The sequence below is a fragment of the Nesterenkonia xinjiangensis genome (genome assembly GCF_013410745.1).
Lineage (GTDB): Bacteria > Actinomycetota > Actinomycetes > Actinomycetales > Micrococcaceae > Nesterenkonia > Nesterenkonia xinjiangensis.
Genome location: NZ_JACCFY010000001.1, coordinates 2791297 through 2808711, shown reverse-complemented (window position 1 = coordinate 2808711; position 17415 = coordinate 2791297). Strand labels below are relative to the sequence as shown.

The 17415-nt window shown below is 68.9% G+C and carries 16 protein-coding genes; 1 reads left to right on the top strand and 15 read right to left on the bottom strand.

All coding sequences use genetic code 11. The features are described 5' to 3' along the window. Nucleotides 1-266: 266 nt before the first annotated feature. The 11 genes from rpsO to HNR09_RS12595 form a co-directional block, all read right to left on the bottom strand. Complete coding sequence (rpsO, locus tag HNR09_RS12645) at nt 267-536, bottom strand: 30S ribosomal protein S15 (protein WP_179542370.1); 270 nt, start codon at nt 534-536, stop codon at nt 267-269. 187 nt (nt 537-723) lie between these two features. Further along, the gene (locus HNR09_RS12640; protein ID WP_179542369.1) at nt 724-1578 is read right to left on the bottom strand and encodes a methyltransferase domain-containing protein; all 855 of its coding nucleotides are present in this window, start codon (nt 1576-1578) and stop codon (nt 724-726) included. Between the two features lie 82 nt (nt 1579-1660). Continuing rightward, nucleotides 1661-2653: a bifunctional riboflavin kinase/FAD synthetase gene (locus tag HNR09_RS12635; protein ID WP_179542368.1), complete on the bottom strand. Its 993-nt coding sequence runs from the start codon at nt 2651-2653 to the stop codon at nt 1661-1663. Between the two features lie 64 nt (nt 2654-2717). Next, nucleotides 2718-3173 carry a hypothetical protein gene (locus HNR09_RS12630; RefSeq protein WP_179542367.1) on the bottom strand — a complete coding sequence of 152 codons (456 nt, stop codon included), beginning with the start codon at nt 3171-3173 and terminating at the stop codon, nt 2718-2720. After that, complete coding sequence (locus HNR09_RS12625) at nt 3170-3538, bottom strand: hypothetical protein (protein WP_179542366.1); 369 nt, start codon at nt 3536-3538, stop codon at nt 3170-3172. The genes HNR09_RS12630 and HNR09_RS12625 overlap by 4 nt, the downstream gene beginning before the upstream one ends. A gap of 91 nt (nt 3539-3629) precedes the next feature. Beyond that, nucleotides 3630-4619 carry a tRNA pseudouridine(55) synthase TruB gene (truB, locus tag HNR09_RS12620; protein WP_179542365.1) on the bottom strand — a complete coding sequence of 330 codons (990 nt, stop codon included), beginning with the start codon at nt 4617-4619 and terminating at the stop codon, nt 3630-3632. Nucleotides 4620-4634: 15 nt separating this feature from the next. After that, the gene (gene rbfA, locus HNR09_RS12615; RefSeq protein WP_179542364.1) at nt 4635-5129 is read right to left on the bottom strand and encodes a 30S ribosome-binding factor RbfA; all 495 of its coding nucleotides are present in this window, start codon (nt 5127-5129) and stop codon (nt 4635-4637) included. A 122-nt stretch (nt 5130-5251) separates the two neighbouring features. Further along, a complete protein-coding gene (infB, locus tag HNR09_RS12610) occupies nt 5252-8101 on the bottom strand; it encodes a translation initiation factor IF-2 (RefSeq protein WP_179542363.1) in 2850 nt (949 codons plus the stop codon). Nucleotides 8102-8303: 202 nt separating this feature from the next. Continuing rightward, nucleotides 8304-8576: a YlxR family protein gene (locus HNR09_RS12605; protein WP_343047545.1), complete on the bottom strand. Its 273-nt coding sequence runs from the start codon at nt 8574-8576 to the stop codon at nt 8304-8306. A gap of 134 nt (nt 8577-8710) precedes the next feature. Then, nucleotides 8711-9688: a transcription termination factor NusA gene (gene nusA / locus HNR09_RS12600; RefSeq protein ID WP_179542361.1), complete on the bottom strand. Its 978-nt coding sequence runs from the start codon at nt 9686-9688 to the stop codon at nt 8711-8713. Nucleotides 9689-9787: 99 nt separating this feature from the next. Further along, a complete protein-coding gene (locus HNR09_RS12595) occupies nt 9788-10330 on the bottom strand; it encodes a ribosome maturation factor RimP (RefSeq protein ID WP_179542360.1) in 543 nt (180 codons plus the stop codon). A 258-nt stretch (nt 10331-10588) separates the two neighbouring features. Between HNR09_RS12595 and HNR09_RS12590 the strand changes: the two genes are divergently transcribed. Beyond that, nucleotides 10589-11716, top strand: a complete 1128-nt coding sequence (locus HNR09_RS12590; protein WP_179542359.1) for a hypothetical protein — start codon at nt 10589-10591, stop codon at nt 11714-11716. 142 nt (nt 11717-11858) lie between these two features. Here the strand turns inward: HNR09_RS12590 and HNR09_RS12585 are convergent, their stop codons facing one another. The 4 genes from HNR09_RS12585 to arfA form a co-directional block, all read right to left on the bottom strand. Next, nucleotides 11859-12662 carry a TSUP family transporter gene (locus HNR09_RS12585; protein ID WP_179542358.1) on the bottom strand — a complete coding sequence of 268 codons (804 nt, stop codon included), beginning with the start codon at nt 12660-12662 and terminating at the stop codon, nt 11859-11861. Nucleotides 12663-12673: 11 nt separating this feature from the next. Continuing rightward, nucleotides 12674-14479 carry a proline--tRNA ligase gene (locus HNR09_RS12580; protein ID WP_179542357.1) on the bottom strand — a complete coding sequence of 602 codons (1806 nt, stop codon included), beginning with the start codon at nt 14477-14479 and terminating at the stop codon, nt 12674-12676. Nucleotides 14480-14553: 74 nt separating this feature from the next. Then, on the bottom strand, nt 14554-15573 hold the full coding sequence (locus tag HNR09_RS12575; protein WP_179542356.1) for a hypothetical protein: 1020 nt from the start codon (nt 15571-15573) through the stop codon (nt 14554-14556). Nucleotides 15574-15785: 212 nt separating this feature from the next. Continuing rightward, the gene (arfA, locus tag HNR09_RS12570; protein WP_179542355.1) at nt 15786-17336 is read right to left on the bottom strand and encodes an arabinosylfuranosidase ArfA; all 1551 of its coding nucleotides are present in this window, start codon (nt 17334-17336) and stop codon (nt 15786-15788) included. Nucleotides 17337-17415 lie beyond the last annotated feature (79 nt).

Sequence of the window (17415 nt, the reverse complement as noted above, 5' to 3'; positions counted from 1 at the left end):
GGCACGGACGCCGGCGAGAGGAGCTGGATCAGACCACATGACGGCCATCGATCGAAGCCCACGGGCTGCCTGCGCCTGCGCGCGGCTCCCGGAGGCCACTACCGAGGACCGGAGCACGTGGTATCCATGCTCGCACCGGCGTGCCTGTCCTTCATAGTCTCGCATACAGAACAGGTGACTCCCACGGTCATTCGACCGTGTGTGGAGCCACCTGTTCCATCAGCTTGGTATCAGCGTCTGCACGCCTTGGGCGGTGCCTGAGACACTCAGCGGCGGATGCCGAGGCGCTTGATCAGCGCACGGTACCGCTCGATGTCAGTGTTCTGCAGGTACTTGAGCAGACGGCGACGGCGACCCACCAGGATCATCAGGCCACGACGGGTGTGGTGGTCCTGCTTGTGCGACTTCAGGTGCTCCGTGAGGTCGCTGATCCGGCGAGTCAGCACGGCGACCTGAACCTCAGGCGAACCAGTGTCGCCCTCGTGAGTCGCGTACTCCTTGATGATCTCCTGCTTGACAGCGGGATCCAAAGCCATGGGATTGCTCCTTGATGCTTGTACCGCGAACAGAGTCCCGACGACGGCGGACCGTCATCGAGCGCCAGCCACCGCGGACTGCAGCATGGCGTGATCGTCGCGGACGACGACTGATCCACTTTACCCCAGCACCAGGGAGCAGGACGAATCCGCCGCAGCGACCGGCATGTGCCACCGACGAGGACTCTCACCGGCGGGCGGCGGTGTGCAGCACCGTCAGGTACGGCAGCTCCACGAGGTCACCTCCGGCCAGACCCGAGTGCTCCTGGAGGTACCAGTCCAGATTGGCCCGACGCCGGGCCCGCTCCTTCTCCCCCGCACTGAGCCATGAGCTCATCGTGGTGGCCAGCCCGCGCACCTGGTCGGCGGTCAGCCGGCGCGACCAGGTGAACTCCTCGGTCCGCGGCTCGGCGAACAGCCGCGGATTCATCGGCGGGACCCAGCCGGGTCGATGCACGTCCCCGGCCCGCATGATCCTGGTCAGCCGATGCACCCAGGGATCCGCCGTGTCGAGATGGTTGGAGAGGATCGCCATCGCCCCGCCGGCGGCCAGGATCCGATGGGCCTCACGCTGCACGGCGGCGACCTCGAACCAGTGCCAGGCCTGGGCCACCACGACGACGTCGACGCCGTCCTCCGGCAGGCCGGTGTCCTCCGCCGTCGTCAGGTGGATCTGCAGCCGGGATCCGGCAGCACCCGCCCCCTCGCCGTCGCTCGTCTGGCCGCCGCTGGTCTGGTCACCGTCGTCGAGGGTCTCCGCCAGCACCTGGGTCATGACATGGCTGGGCTCCACCGCATGCACCTGGCCCACCCGGTCCGCTCCGACGTCCAGCAGCTGACGGGTCAGGATCCCGGTGCCTGCGCCCAGATCCGCGATCCGCAGCGGTGCCCGGCCGACGTTCGCCGCGCCCAGCACCTCCTCCACCGCCGTCCCCGGGTACCGCGGGCGCAGGGAATCATACTCACGGGCCGCAGGACGATCCATCTCTTCGGCGTAGGCACCGCCGAGCACGCGCCGACGGCCCGGATCGGCGATGACCACCTGATCACCGGGCCTGAGCCGAGGACGATTCGGCGACGCTCCTGCCGCCCCGCCTGCCTCAGGAGCAGCCGGGCCCATCAGGTCAGCCCTCCACGGCCGGGATCGGCCACGCGTCCAGGTGCTCCGGATCGTCGGTGCCCAGCGATTGCTTGGCGCGCACCACGTCCTCCTCCATCTGACGGATCAGCTCCGGGATGCCCTCGAAGGCCACCATGCCGCGCAGGCGCTCGATGAACTCCACCCGCACCTGCTGCCCGTAGAGGTCGAAGTCCTCGACCTTCTCCTTGGGACGGCCGATCACGAAGGACTCGACCACGCGCTGCACCCCGTCGAACGTGGGATTCGAACCCACGGAGATCGCCGAGGGCCAGCGCCGCCCGCGTCCATCGGTCAGCCAGCCCGCGTAGACGCCGTCAGCCGGGATCATACCCTCGGCCTGCTGGCTCAGATTCGCGGTGGGGAAGCCCAGCTCGCGGCCCCGGGCGGCCCCATGGACCACCTCACCCAGCACCGCATGGGGACGCCCCAGCACCTCGCGGGCCGCGGCGACGTCGCCGTCGGCCAGCGCCTCCCGGACCCAGGTGGAGGAGCAGCGCCGGTCCGAGCCGAAGTCGTCCACTCCGACCACCGTGAAACCGTGCTGACGCCCCAGTTCGACCATGGTCTCGAACGAGCCGGTGTTGTCCCGGCCGAAACGCACGTCATGCCCGACCACCACCACACGGGCGTTGAGCCCCTCCACGAAGCACCGCAGCACGAACTCCTCCGGAGTCAGCGCGGCCAGATCAAGTGAATATCGCATCATGAGCAGCGCGTCGATCCCGGTGGTCGCCAGCCGGTTGATCTTCTCCTGCACCCCGGTGAGCATCTCCGGGCTGGAATCGGGCCGGTGCACCAGGGCCGGGTGCGGGTCGAAGGACACCGCGACGGCGACACAGCCATGTTCGACGGCCGCCACGGCCAGCTGCCTCAGGACCTCCTGATGCCCCAGGTGGACACCGTCGAAGTTGCCGATGGTGACCGCCGTCGGACCGAGGTCCGCGGGAACCTCATCCAGACCGTTCCAATAATGCACGTGTCTCCTCGGATCTGCAGGTGGTGCGTCGGCATCAGGGCCGGTACCTATTATGGAGCACCGATCAGTCGGTGCCCATTCCCGTCCGAGGGACTCCGCTCGGCAGGTTCCGGGACGGCCGATGACGCCACAGCCAGTACAGCCCCAGGAACGGCAGCACCAGCGGGACGAAACCATAGCCCTGGCCGAAGTGCGACCACACGGTGGCCTCCGGGAAGAGCGTCGGATTCAGGAAGGTCCAGGACCCCACCGTCAACACCCCGACCATCTCGATCAGCACCGCCACCAGCGCCGCACGCCAGGCCGCCGCCGAGGTCCGGGCCAGAGCCAGGGTCGCGAAGACGTAGACCAGCGCGGCGAAAGCGCTCAGCGAGTATGCCACCGGAGCGTCGTCGAAGTGCACGAGGATCTGATAGAGCGCCCGGGCGGTGGCCGAGACCGCGAAGATCCCGTAAGCGGTGATGATCAGCATGCCCACCCCGCGATTCCGCGGCGTGGAGGGGCCCGTTCCAGATGTCATAGCGCGCTCCCCCACCAGATGACCTCCATGCGATAGACCATCACGAATACCACCAGGCCCACGAAGCTCATCACCAGGTTCGACCAGCGGGTCTTGTCGATCATCGCCCAGACGAACACGCCCACGGGCAGCAGCAGCGCCGTGAACACGTAGCCCCAGAACTCCCAGCCCTCACCGGTGATGGTCGCCTCGAAGCCCAGCTGCCGCACCGCGGCGTAGATGCCGTAGGCCACCAGAAAGAGCTCGACGGCGGCGAGGCTGATGATAGAGGAGTCCGCCGGATGGCGGCGCAGTGCCGTCATCACCCAGCAGATCAGCGTGGAGGCGGCGCACACGACGGTGCCGATGATGAACATCAGGGTCATGCGTCTCCTCCTGCCGAGCGGTCCTGGACGATTCTAAACCTCTACACCCTGTAGAACGCTTCGCAACGGAGCATCCGGCAGGTGAAGCCGCTCACTGCGGCGCGAAGACCAGCTCCGGCTTCGCCTGGAAGTCCGCCTGCTCCGCAGCAGCCGCGCGGGCGGCCTCGCCGGAGGCTGAGGCGTCCTTCTTCGCCGGCACGTCCTTGAGCAGAGCGATCAGCTCGCCCTCGGGCCCGAAGGCCGCCGTGAGCCGATCCGGTTCTCCCGCGGCGCCTGTGCCGGAGGCGGTGATGCGGCGTCCATGCCCGAGGTTCTCCGCCTCTTCGGCGCTCAGCTCACGCTGCGCGAAGATCCGCGCCGCGGCCTCGGCCAAGCCCACATAGCCGAAGTCCTCGGCCAGCTGGTCCAGAGTCAGCGCGTTCTCGATCCGATAGGGACCCACCGCGGTGCGACGCAGCGCGGTCAGGTGCCCGCCGACCTGGAGCGCCTCCCCCAGGTCACGGGCCAGCGCCCGCACATAGGTGCCGGAGGAGACGTCCACCTCGACGTCGACGTCGACGAGCCGTCCGCCCTCGACGCGCCGGAACTGAAGCACGTCGAAGCGATGCACGGTCACGGGCCGAGCCGCCAGCTGGACGTCCTCGCCCTTGCGGGCACGGTCATAGGCCCGGCGTCCGTCGACCTTGATCGCCGAGACCGTGGCCGGCACCTGCTGGATCTCCCCGGTCAGCCCGTCCACCTCATGCTGCACCCGCTCCGGGGTGACCGCATTGGCGAAGCGGGTCTGGCGCAGCTCACCCTCGGCGTCGTCCGTCGTGGTCGACTGCCCCAACCTGATGGTGGCCGTATAGGTCTTGGAGACCCCCACGATGTGGGTCAGCAGCCGCGTCGCGCGGTTGATGCCGACCACGAGCACCCCGGTGGCCATGGGGTCCAGGGTGCCTGCATGCCCCACCTTGCGGGTGCCCGCCAGCCGGCGGATCCGCCCGACGACGTCATGACTGGTCCACCCGGCCGGCTTGTCCACCAGCACCAGGCCGGAACCGACAGCGATCTCCTCCGCGCGCTGCTGCTTGCCCATAGGTATGCCGGCCCCTCAGCGCTCGTCAGCGGAGCCGGTCCCGTCAGAGGCAACACCCTCAGAGCCGGCGTGCTCGGACTCCTCCGACCCCTCGCCCATCGAACGGTAGGGGTCCTCGCCCCCGGCCGGAGCCGCCTGCTCGCGCAGGGCGGCAACCTGCTCATCCTGCTCCCGCGCCTTGCGCAGCAGATCCTCCAGGTGCGCGGCAGACTCCGGGATCTCATCAGCGACGAACTCGATGGTCGGGGTGAGCCGGATGGTCAGCTGCTTGCCCATCTCATGGCGCACGGCTCCCTTGTGGGCGGCGAGCACCTCCTCGGCACCCCGGCGGGCGTCGTCGTCACCCATGACCGTGTAGTAGACCGTGGCGTGCTGCAGGTCGTTGGTGACGCGCGCGTCAGTGACAGTGATGAGCTCCGCGCGCTCGTCCTTGACCCGGCGACGCAGCGCCTCGGCAACGATCACCTTGATGCGCTGGGCGAGCCGTGCGGCGCGTGCTGGATCAGCCATGATGGCCTCCTTGAAAGTCGAAACGTGGTTCCCAGCCTAGGACAGCCCCAGGCCAGGCAGGGACACCTCCGGGGACCGCACCACGACGGTGCGATCCCCGGAGGTGTCAGGCGACATGAGACTCAGACGCGCGGGATCTCGCGCATCTCCCAGGTCTCGATGACGTCGCCGTCGTTGATGTCGTTGAACGAGCCCAGGCCGATACCGCACTCGAAGCCCTCGCGGACCTCAGTGGCGTCATCCTTGTAGCGACGCAGCGACTCGATGGCCAGGTTGTCCACCACCACGGAGCCGTCGCGCACCAGGCGCGCCTTGGCGTTGCGGCGGATGGTGCCCGACCGGACGATCGAACCGGCGATGTTGCCGAACTTCGAGGAGCGGAAGACCTCGCGGACCTCCGCGCTGCCCAGCTGGACCTCCTCGTACTCCGGCTTGAGCATGCCCTTCAGCGCAGCCTCGATGTCATCGATCGCCGCGTAGATGACCGAGTAGAAGCGCATGTCCACGCCCTCCCGGTCAGCCAGGTCCTGGACCCGCTCGGCCGGACGCACGTTGAATCCGACGATCACGGCCTCATCCACGGTGGCCAGGTTGACGTCGTTCTGCGTGATGGCGCCGACGCCGCGGTGGATCACGCGCAGCTGCACGTCATCACCGACGTCGATGCCCAGCAGAGCGTCCTCCAGCGCCTCGACAGCACCGGAGACGTCGCCCTTGAGGATCAGGTTCAGCGTGTCGATCTTGCCCTCGGCCACGACCTGGTCGAAGTTCTCCAGGCTCACGCGCTTGCGACGCTTGGCCAGCATCGCGTTGCGCTCGACGGCCTCACGCTTCTCAGCGATCTGACGGGCAGTACGGTCATCCGAGGTGACCAGGAAGCTGTCACCGGCGCGCGGCACCGAGGACAGACCCAGCACCTGGACAGGACGGGACGGGACGGCCTCTTCGACCAGGTCGCCGTTCTCGTCGAACATCGCACGCACACGGCCGAAGGCGGTGCCGGCGACCATGTTGTCACCGACCTTCAGCGTGCCGGACTGCACCAGCACGGTGGCCACCGGGCCACGGCCCTTGTCCAGGTGGGCCTCGATGGCGACGCCGCGGGCTTCCTTGGACGGGTTGGCCGTCAGCTCCAGCGCCGCATCGGCGGTCAGCAGGATCGCCTCGAGCAGCTGGTCGATGTTCTGACCCTGGATCGCCGAGATGTCGACGAACATGGTCTCGCCGCCATACTCCTCGGGGATCAGCTCGTACTCGGTGAGCTGCCCACGGATCTTCTCCGGTGCGGCGCCCTCCTTGTCCATCTTGTTGACCGCGACCACGATCGGCACACCGGCCGCCTTGGCGTGGTTCAGCGCCTCCACCGTCTGCGGCATCACGCCGTCGTCGGCGGCGACCACCAGCACGGCGATGTCGGTGACCTTCGCACCACGGGCACGCATGGCGGTGAACGCCTCGTGGCCGGGGGTGTCGATGAAGGTCAGGCCCCGCTCGCGGCCGTCATGCTCGACGTGCACCTGGTACGCACCGATGTGCTGGGTGATGCCTCCGGCCTCACCCTCGGTGACGTTCGAGTTGCGGACGGCGTCCAGCAGACGGGTCTTACCGTGGTCGACGTGACCCATGACGGTGACCACCGCAGGACGTGCCTCGAGGTCATCGGCATCCTCGGCGGCCGCCTCGGCCGCCAGGTTGATGTCGAAGGTCTCGAGCAGCTCACGGTCCTCATCCTCAGGCGAGACGATCTGGACCCTGTAGCCCAGCTCCTCCCCGAGCAGCTGGAAGGTCTCCTCGTCCAGGGACTGGTTGGCCGTGGCCATCTCACCGAGCTTCATCAGCACGGTGACCAGCGCCGCGGGCTCAGCATTGATCTTCTCGGCGAAGTCAGCCAGGGAGGAGCCGCGACGCAGGCGCAGGATCGTGGTGCCGTCACCCTTGGGGACGCGCACACCGCCGATCTCACGGGTCTGCCGCTGCTCCATCTCCTGACGCTTGGCGCGCTTGGACTTGCGCGACCTCGACCGGGACGGACCACCGCGCCCGAAGGCGCCGGCAGTGCCGCCACGACCACGGCCACCACGGCCACGCGGCGGGCCGCCGGCCGGAGCACCGGGACGCCCGGGAGCGCCACCGGGACGCCCACCGCCACCGGGAGAGGTGGTCTGTCCGGGCATCATCGAAGGCTTCGGACGAGCGCCGCCGCCCTGCTCCGGGCCCGGACGCGGACCGCCGGGACGAGCACCGCCCTGGGCCGGTGCACCCTGCCGGCCGCGACCGCCCGCGGGACGGGGGCCGCCGCCGCGCTCGGTGCGCATGCCCTGCTGGGAGGCGAACGGGTTGTTGCCCGGGCGGGGGCCCGGACGCGGACCGGGGCGGGGGCCGCCGGAGCCGCCGGGTCGCGGGGCCGGGCGCTCCGAGGAGCCCATGCCCTGCTTCGGGGCGAACGGGTTGTTGCCCGGACGCGGACCCGGACGAGTGCCGCCAGACTTCGGGGCCCCTTCACCGGTCTTGGCGCCGTCGGGCTTCGGACCGCCGGGGCGGGGGGCGCGAGTCACCGGGGACTCCGGAGCAGGCTTGTCCGCAACAGGCTTCTCGGCCGACTCGCTCGGAGCAGGCGCGGAAGAACCCGCCTGGTCAGGCTTCTCGGCAGAGGGCTGGGGAGCCTCAGCCTGAGGCGCCTGCGGGGCAGGCTTCTCCTCGACAGGCTTCGGACCAGGCTTCTGCGCCGGCTTCGGGCCGGGCTTCACCCCGCCGGGAGTCGGCGAGGGGCCACCTCCAGGCTTCGGGGCAGACTTCTGGGAAGCGTCCTTCTTGGCGTGGGGGAACGCCGAACGCAGTTTCTTGGCCACCGGGGGTTCCACGGTGGAGGACGGCGACTTCACGAATTCGCCCATCTCCTGCAGCTTGGCAAGAGCGTCCTTGGATGTGATGCCGAGCTCTTTGGCGAGCTCATGTACGCGGGCCTTGGCCACTTTGCTCCTCATTCTGGCCCGCGCGATGCCCGCCGAGATCAGCGGGGCTGATATCAGCGTCTCACCGGACGGAGCCGTTGAAATTTCTGAGATTCATGACGGAGTCACTCAGGGATGTCTTCACTGGGTACTCATCCGTCGGTGCTCATCGGGTGTCCATCTCTTTCCAACCCGCTTTCATCTGGTGTGTGCTGGGACGTCTTCAGCCTCGGCGCCAGGGCCGCACAGCGGCGGCCTCGACGTGCTCGAAACTGAGGGACTCGATGCTGACCGGCCGACGGAACGCCCGGTTGAAGGCCTTCCGCCGCACCGCCGCCTCGAAGCACTCCGGCCTCGGGTGGATCCACGCTCCGCGACCGGGCATCCGGCACACGGCGTCGACCACCACCCGACAAGGCTGAGAAGCCACCTCGCGCCGACCGGACGACCGGTCGGCGTCGGGCTCCACGGCCTCGGGCGCCAGTGCAAGTCTCACGACGTCTCCCTGCTCAACCCGTCGGCGACAGCCGACGCAGGTTCGGACAGGGACCATGACAGTCTACCCCCTCGGCGTGGTCACGGAAGAATCATTCCCGCGCGAGTGAGTCCCCTCACCCACAGGCCGGGTGGTCAGTCGGCGGCAGGAGCGGCGTCGGAGACGATGTCGATGCGCCAACCGGTCAGTTTGGCGGCCAGACGGGCGTTCTGCCCCTCCTTGCCGATCGCCAGGGAGAGCTGGTAATCCGGAACGACCACCCGCGCCGAGCGGGCGTTCTCGTCCACGACCGTCACCGAGGAGACCTTCGAGGGCGACAGCGCATGGGCGATGAACTCCGCCGGGTCATCGCTGTGATCGATGATGTCGATCTTCTCGTCGTTGAGCTCGGTCATCACGGCCCGCACGCGGGAGCCCATCGATCCGATGCAGGCGCCCTTGGCGTTGATCCCCGACTGGCTGCTCCGCACGGCGATCTTGGTGCGGTGGCCGGCCTCGCGAGCGATGGCGGTGATCTCCACCGTGCCGTCGGCGATCTCCGGGACCTCGTGCTCGAAGAGCTTCTTCACCAGCCCCGGGTGCGAGCGGGAGAGCGTGATCGAAGGCCCCTTCATCCCGCGGTGGACGTCCACCACGAAGGCCCGCAGTCGCGAACCATGGGAGTAGACCTCCCCGGGAACGTGCTCCTGCGGGGGCAGGACAGCCTCCACGGAGCCCAGGTCCACCTGCACCATGTGCGGGTTGCGACCCTGCTGGACGAGACCGGAGATCAGCTCGCCCTCGCGGCCCTTGAACTCACCGAGGACCTGGTCATCCTCAGCATCACGGATGCGCTGCATGATGACCTGCCGCGCGGTGGACGCGGCGATGCGACCGAAGTTCTTCGGAGTGTCGTCGAACTCGCCGAGGACGCCGCCCTCCTCGGTGAACTCCTTGGCCCAGACGGTCACGTGACCGGTGGACTGATCGATCTCGGCACGAGCGTGCTGCAGCGCTCCCGGGGACTTGTGGTATGCCAGCACGAGAGCCTGCTCGATGGCCGGTATCAGCTTCTCGAGGGGAATGTCACGCTCTTTGACGAGCATGCGCAGGGCACTCATATCGATATCCACTTGTTCCTCCAGTTCGCCCGTGCCGCACAGGCCCGGTCCGATCGCTCCGTCGCTCATCCTCCGGCCGATGATCTCGGCCGGCCTCTTCGCTCGGTGTGGTCACTCCTTGTGGGAAAACTCTACCTGCACTCGGGCGCCGAGGATCGCATCGAAGGCGATCTCCACCGGATCCCCGTACTTCACCGGCATGCCCTTCTTCGGGGCCGGGCGCTGCTCGGCGACCACCACGCCGTCGTCGGCGACCTCCTTCAGGCGCGCCACCACGGGAGCTCCCTCCTCCCGTTCGATCTCCAGCAGCCGGCCGACGTTGCGCGCGAAATGCCGAGGCTCGGTCAGCGGACGGGTAGCGCCCGGGGTGGAGACCTCAAGATCATAGGAGGCGACGTCGGTGAGCACGTCCGCGCCGTCCAGCACCGCCGAGAGCGCCTCGGAGAGGCCCGCGACGGTGTCCAGGTCGACCTGCTCGGTGCCTGCGGCGTAGTCCACGACCACTCGCAGCGTGGTGGTCGGGCCGCTGGCCAGATCGACCTCCTCCAGGTGCAGCCCGTGGGCCGTGACGGTCGGCTCGATCACGGAGACCAGCGCCGAGGCTCGGGGGTCGCGGGACTCCTCGTCCTCGCGGGGGCGGCGTGGGGATGCCATGGGACGTACCTCCGGCGGTCGGGTGCTGGTGCGCCTCGATTGTATCGGTGCAGGGAGCACAGTGCCGCTCTCCGACGGGGCCCGCTGACGACGGCGCCCCGTCATGTTTCTCACGCCTTTCAGCTGTCCCCGTCCTGTTCGTCTGTCCCCGTGGAAATGCACGGGGACAGACGAACAGGACGGGGACAAGAGGTGGGGGTTGTCCACAGATGCGCACGAGAGCCCCCCGCCTCCGACCCGGTGCGCCATAGTCGGAGGATGAGCGCCGCCCGTCGAACCGCCAGCCATCCGCTCCTCCATGCCGGGGCATCCGAGGACAGCACACAGGCCTCCCAGAGCTTCACCCGAGCCGTCGACGCCGGACGTCTGCTTCGACTCCGCCGTGGCGTGTACATCGACCCGGCGGCATGGTTGCAGGCACCGCCCTGGGACCGGCACCTGCTGGCCACCGCGGCGACACGGCTGGCCGCCCCAGGCTCCGTCATCTGCCGGGAGACGGCCCTGGCCGTGCACGGGGTGGACCAGCTCCGCGTCCCGGAGGCAGTTCACCTGCGCACCTGGCGACGCCAAGAGGCGGGGATCCGGCCCGCACCCCGGCTCGTCGGGCGTGCCGGACCGGACACCGTGGGCGCCCTTCTGGCCTCCTCTGACGGGCCGCTGAAGGGCCCACGCCGTCGTCGGCCCGACACTGCTGATCTGGCGGGCGTGCCGACCCGGAGGGTGCTGGCCTCCAGCGCCATGCGGCAGGCCGCCGAGACGCTTCCCTCCCCCGCCACGGTTCGCCGACCCCTGCCCGACGCCGGGGAGCACAGACTGCACGATCTTGAGATCCTCGTCGAGCCGCTGGGCCTCGTGCTCGCTGACACCCTGCCCCGCATGGAGGTCACCGACGCCGTCGTCGTGCTCGACTCGGTGCGGTCCGGACGCTGGGCCTCAGGGCACAGGCTGACCCCGGCGGACGTCGAGCCGTGGACCCCGCTCGTCCGCAGCCGGCGAGGCAGCCGACGCTGGGCCAGCGCGTGGGCACGCTCCGACTCCGGCGCGGAGTCTGTCGGAGAGTCGCTGACCCGCCTGCGCGTGGAGGACCTCGGGTTCGAGACGCCTGAGACACAGGTGGAGTTCGTCCTGCCCGACGGCAGGACTGCTCGGGTGGACCTGTTCTGGAGGAGCGCAGGGATCGTCGGGGAGTTCGACGGATGGACGAAGTACACCCGAAACGGCGTGCTCGGGCACCGCGATGTCTCTGAGGTGGTGTACGAGGAGAAGGTCCGCGAGGACGGCCTTCGAGCCCTGGGCCTCGGCGTCGCTCGCTTCATATGGACGGAGGCCCAGACCGTGGAGCTGCTGCGTCAGAAACTGGTGAATGCCGGCGTCCCGCGGGCCTAGGCGGATTCGTCCCCGTCCTGTTCGCTTGTCCCCGCGGAATTGCAAGGGGACAGATGAACTCGACGGGGACACACCGGAATGGAGGCAGGGGTGAGCAGGCGGGCGGGGACGAGCAGGGCGAGGGCGGGACAGGGCCGGGCGGTCAGCCGAACCAGGTGGTCAGCAGGTCCCAGCTCAGGTTGGCCACCAAGGCGAACACCACCACCAGGAACACCACCCGGACGAACCGTGACCCCTTGGCGATCGCCATGCGCGCGCCGGTGTAGCCGCCCAGCATGTTCGCCACGCCCAGCAGCAGGCCGATCGCGATCAGCGCGTGGCCGGCAGGCCCGAAGTACAGCAGCGCCCCCAGGTTGGTCGCCGCGTTGACGATCTTCGCGTGGGCCGAGGCGTTGAGGAAGCTGTACCCCAGCACCATCACCAGACCGATGATCAGGAACGTCCCCGTCCCCGGCCCCAGCACACCATCATAGAAGCCCACCAACAGACCGATCAGCACCGCGCGAGCCACGTGTCCCAGCCCCACGTGGCGCAGCTTCTCCAGCTGTCCCACGTTCGGCTTCGCCGCGGTGAAGACACCCACCGCCAGCAGCGCCAGCACGATCAACGGCAGGATCACCGCCTCGGGCAGCCACGCGGCCACCATCGCCCCGCCGAAGCTGGCGCAGAGGGCCGCGAAAGCCGTCGGAGCAGCCGTGGTCAGGCTGGGCTTCACACGCCGGATGTAGGTGATCGCCGAGGTGGTGGTCCCGAAGATGGACCCCAGCTTGTTGGTGGCCAGCGCCTGCACCGGAGTGATCCCCGGAACCGTCAGCAGTGCGGGCAGCTGCAGCAGCCCGCCCCCGCCGACGACGGCATCCACCCACCCGGCCGCGAAGCCCACGACCAGCAGCAGCAGGATCGTCAGCAGCGAGATTTCGGCAAGCTGGTCGAAAAGAACCTCCACGACCGCGGCCGTCAGCGCAGCGAGGAGACGCGCTCGACGATCGCCGTCACGGCGCCGTCGACGGGGACCTGCTCAGCCTCACCCGAGCGGCGGTCCTTGAGCTCGATCATCCCGTCGGCCAGGCCCCGGCCCACCACCACAAGGGTGGGCACGCCCAGCAGCTCGGCGTCCGAGAACTTCACGCCCGGGGACACCTTGGGGCGGTCGTCGAACATCACAGAGATGCCCTCCACCTCCAGAGCCGCCACGAGCGTCTCGGCCGCCTCACCGATCGCCGGGTCCTTGCCGGTGGCCACCACGTGCACGTCCGCCGGGGCGATCGAACCGGGCCACACCAGGCCGCGCTCATCGTTGTTGGCCTCCGCGATCGCGGCCAGCACCCGGGTCACGCCGAAGCCGTAGGAGCCCATGGTCACGGTGGCCAGCTTGCCGTTGACGTCGAGGACCTGCAGTCCCAACGCTTCGGCGTAGCGCTTCCCGAGATGGAAGATGTGACCCAGCTCGATGCCGCGGCGGGTGCGCAGCGGACCAGAGCCATCCGGGGCGGGGTCCCCCTCCTTCACCACCACGGACTCGATCACGCCGTCCCAGGTGAAGTCACGGCCGGCCACCAGCCCGAAGACATGCTGATCCCGGTGATTCGCTCCGGTGATCCAGCTGGTGCCCGAGACCACCCTGGGGTCCACCAGGTACGGGATGCCGGTGGCGCCCTCTGCCCCCAGGACCGGGTGTTCCAGCTCCAGGCCGGGGCCGATGTAGCCGCGGACCAGCAGCGGGTGAGACTCCAGGTCCTCCGACGTGGCCGCCTCGACGGTGACCTCGCCGGCCGCGCCCAGGTGTTCCCCGACGGTCGCCTCCACACGCTTGAGGTCGACGTCGCGGTCTCCAGGCACTGCGATGACCGCCACGCGCCTCTCACCGTCAGGCATCACGACGGCGATCACCACGTTCTTCAAGGTGTCCGCGGCCGTCCAGGCCCGGTCTGCGCGTGCGTGGTTCTCGTTCGCCGCTGCGACCAGCGTCTCGATGGTGTTGGTGCCCGGAGTGTGGTGCACCTCGGCCGGGGGCAGGTCGGAATGGTCGATCGCTGCGGGCACCACCGTGGTGACTGCCTCCACATTGGCGCGGTAGCCGCCGTCGGACTCCACGAAGGTGTCCTCCCCGACCGAGGACGGGAACAGGAACTCCTCGGAGGCCGAGCCGCCCATCGCCCCGGAGACCGCGTCCACCGGCACGACCTCGAGCCCCAGACGCTCGAAGATCCGCAGATAGGCGGCACGGTGGGCGTCGTAGGCCGCCCGCTGATCCTCCTCGGAGAGGCAGAACGAGTAGGAGTCCTTCATGATGAACTCTCGGCCGCGCAGCAGGCCGGCCCGCGGACGGGCCTCGTCCCGGTACTTGGTCTGGATCTGGTACAGCGAGACCGGCAGGTCCTTGTACGAGGTGTAGAAGTCCTTCACCAGGAGGGTGAAGAGCTCCTCATGGGTGGGCGCCAACAGGTAGTCCGCGCCCTTGCGGTCCTGGAGGCGGAAGATGTTGTCCCCATAGTCCTCCCAACGGCCGGAGGCCTCATAGGGCTCCTTCGGCAGCAGCGCCGGCAGGTGGATCTCCTGGGCGCCGATCCGGTCCATCTCCTCCCGGACGATGGCCTCCAGCTTGCGCAGCACCTTGATCCCCAGCGGCAGCCACGAGTACACGCCCGGTGCCGCACGACGGATATAGCCTGCACGGACCAGCAACTGATGGCTGGCGACCTCGGCGTCGGCGGGGTTGTCACGCAAGGTGCGGAGAAAGAGATCCGACAGTCTCAGGGGCACGGTGAACTCAATTCCAGATCGATGGGTCTGCTGCCGAAGGAAGTCTACTAGGGGTCACCGACAGAGCCGGGCGCTCAGGAGTCGTCCTCGTCCGTTTGGTCCTGGTCCGTTTCGTCCCCGTTCGATTCGTCCGCGTCGCCGGACTCCTCGTCAGACTCGTCCTCATCTGACCCAGCGTCCTCGTCGGCATCCTCGTCATCGTCGTCTTCGTCCTCGAGGGCGAGATCCTCGCCGGTCAGATCCGAGAGCACCGCCGCGGCCTGCTCCTGCAGCTGCTCCACCAGGTCCTCGTCCTCCTCCGGCGCCTCGGCCCCGGCTTCGGCTACGAGCACCACCTGGGAGCCATGCCGCAGCATCACGGCCACCAGATGGGAGGTGGCACCGTCGGCCCTCAGCTCCTGGGTCAGCCCCAGCGACGCGTCGGCGGCGGAGGACACCGAGACCTCCTCGACTGTGACCTCGGTGACCGGAGGCTCCCCGTCCTCCTCACCGGAAGGTCGGGTCGCCGTGTAGGTGTCGCAGAGCGCGACGCCGTCCTGCTCCCCGGAGAGCAGCGCGTCGGCGGACTCCCAATCAGCGAAGGTGTAGACGGTCGCCTCCACGCTGCCCGAGCCGGTGTCCTCTGAGGCTTCAGAGTCTCCAGAGTCTCCAGAGTCTCCAGAGTCCTCAGAGTCCCCCGAGCCGCCGGCCGATCCGGTCTGCACCGCGTGGGCCACCAGCGAGCCGTCAGGCAGCGGACTCGCGGACTCCACCACGTACTGCTTGCACTCCTGGGGCGCCACCCGCAGGCGCTGGAGCTCGGTGTCCAGATCGCGCAGGCCCGGCAGGACGTCGTCGGTGTCGGTGATGGTCGCCTCGCCGAAGTACTCCTCCAGGGCTTCGCGCATCTCCTCATGGGAGAGCTGGTTGCCCTCGGGTTCGGGGGCACGCAGCTGCTGGTTCCCGCCGGGGTCGCCGATCGACCCTCCCCCGCGCTCCCGGTCAGCGATGGCCGGATCATCGCCGCATCCGGCCATCATGAGCACCCCGGAGACCGCGAGCGCCACGGCGACGGCGGCGGGACGACGACGGCGGCCTGGGGCGGGCTGCGGCATATCCGGTTCTCCTCGGAGGTCGGCCGGGGACGTCTGCGGGCTGAAGCCCGACGGTCAGGACAGCGGGGAGCCGGACGCACCTGACCCACCGCACCTTCCAGTATGGGCGTCGATCCGGGCGGGCAGATCCCCGACGCGCGGACGGGCCGTGTGTGAGGCTGAAGCTCACACACGGCCCGTCCCTCCCCGCCGGGGCACCGGCGGTCCTGCGCTCAGGCGGTCTTGACCTCCAGCTGCACCACGGCCCAGGACATCGGCGGCAGCGTCACTCGCAGCGCGCCGTCCTCGAGGCCGACCTCACGCAGCGGACGGAGGCCGACGGCGTCCTGGTCGTCGAGCACGTTCGCCGCCCTGCGGTCCCGTTCCTCCGGGATTGCGAGCACTTCGGCGGAGCTGATTCCGGTGGCCTCCAGACCATGCAGGTCAAGGGTGAGGTCGTTGGACTCCTCCATCCCCCGGTTGGCCACGAACAGAGACAGCCTCCCGGTGGCCTCGTCCCAGGTGGCGGCGGCGTCGACGACGTCGACGTCCCCGAACTTCTGGGTGGAGACCTGGTCAGCGTCCACGGCCAGGCGCAGGATCTGCCCGCGCGCCATGGCGGCGATCCTGGCGAATGGCCAGAAGATGGACTGACGCCAGGCCGGGCCCCCTTCTTCAGAGAGGATCGGGGCGATGACGTTGACCAGCTGCGCCTGATTGGCGATCCGCACGCGGTCACCATGGCGCAGCAGCGAGTGCATCAGGGTTCCCACCACCACCGCATCGGTGACGTTGTAGGAGTCCTCGATCAGCCGGGGATGCTTCTGCCACCCCTTGGCGACCTGGTGGGGCTGGTCCTCGGTCTCGAGGCCCCGCTGGTACCAGACGTTCCACTCGTCGAAGGAGATGTCGACCTGCTTGGTGTGCTTCCCGGCGGCCTTCACCGCGTCGATGGTGGAGACCACGCCGTCGATGAACGCATCCATGTCCACCGCCTCGGCCAGGAAGGAGGCGGCGTCGCCGTCGTGCTCCTGGTAGTAGGCGTGCATGGAGATGTAGTCGACCTCCGCATAGGTGTGCGAGAGCACCGTGTGCTCCCAGGAGCCGAAGGTCGGCATCTGCCGGTTGGAGGAGCCCACGGCCACCAGCTCGAGGTCCGGGTCCACCAGCCGCATGGCCTTGGCGGTCTCCTGGGCCAGCCGACCGTACTCGTCTGCGGTCTTGTGCCCGATCTGCCAGGGCCCGTCGAGTTCGTTGCCCAGGCACCACAGGCGGATGTCGAAGGGCTCTTCGATGGTGCCGGTGGCCGCCCCGTTCTTCCGGCGCAGGTCGGACCAATAGGTGCCACCCGGGTGGTTGGCATACTCCACCAGGGCACGGGCCTCCTCCACCCCGCGGGTGCCGAGGTTGACGGCCTCCATGACCTCGACCTCGGCCTCACGCGCCCACTCCACGAACTCGTGGAGGCCGAAGGCGTTGGTCTCGATGGAGTGCCAGGCGCCGTCGATGCGGACCGGACGGTCCTCCACCGGCCCGACGCCGTCCTCCCACAGGTAGCCGGAGACGAAGTTGCCGCCCGGGTAGCGCACCACGGTGGGGCCGAGCTCCTTGACCAGCTTCATGACGTCCTGACGGAAGCCGCGCTGATCGGCCTGCGGGTGACCGGGCTCGAAGATGCCGGTGTACACGCACCGGCCCATGTGCTCCACGAAGGATCCGAAGAGCCGGTGGGGCACGTCCGCGACGGTGAAGGCGCGGTCGACGGTCAGATGTGCCTGGGACATGAGTCTCCTGTTCTTAAAGGGTGAGGGGATGTCTGGAGAGAGCTGGGTGCCCCGGTGGCACCGCCGCACGACGACGCCG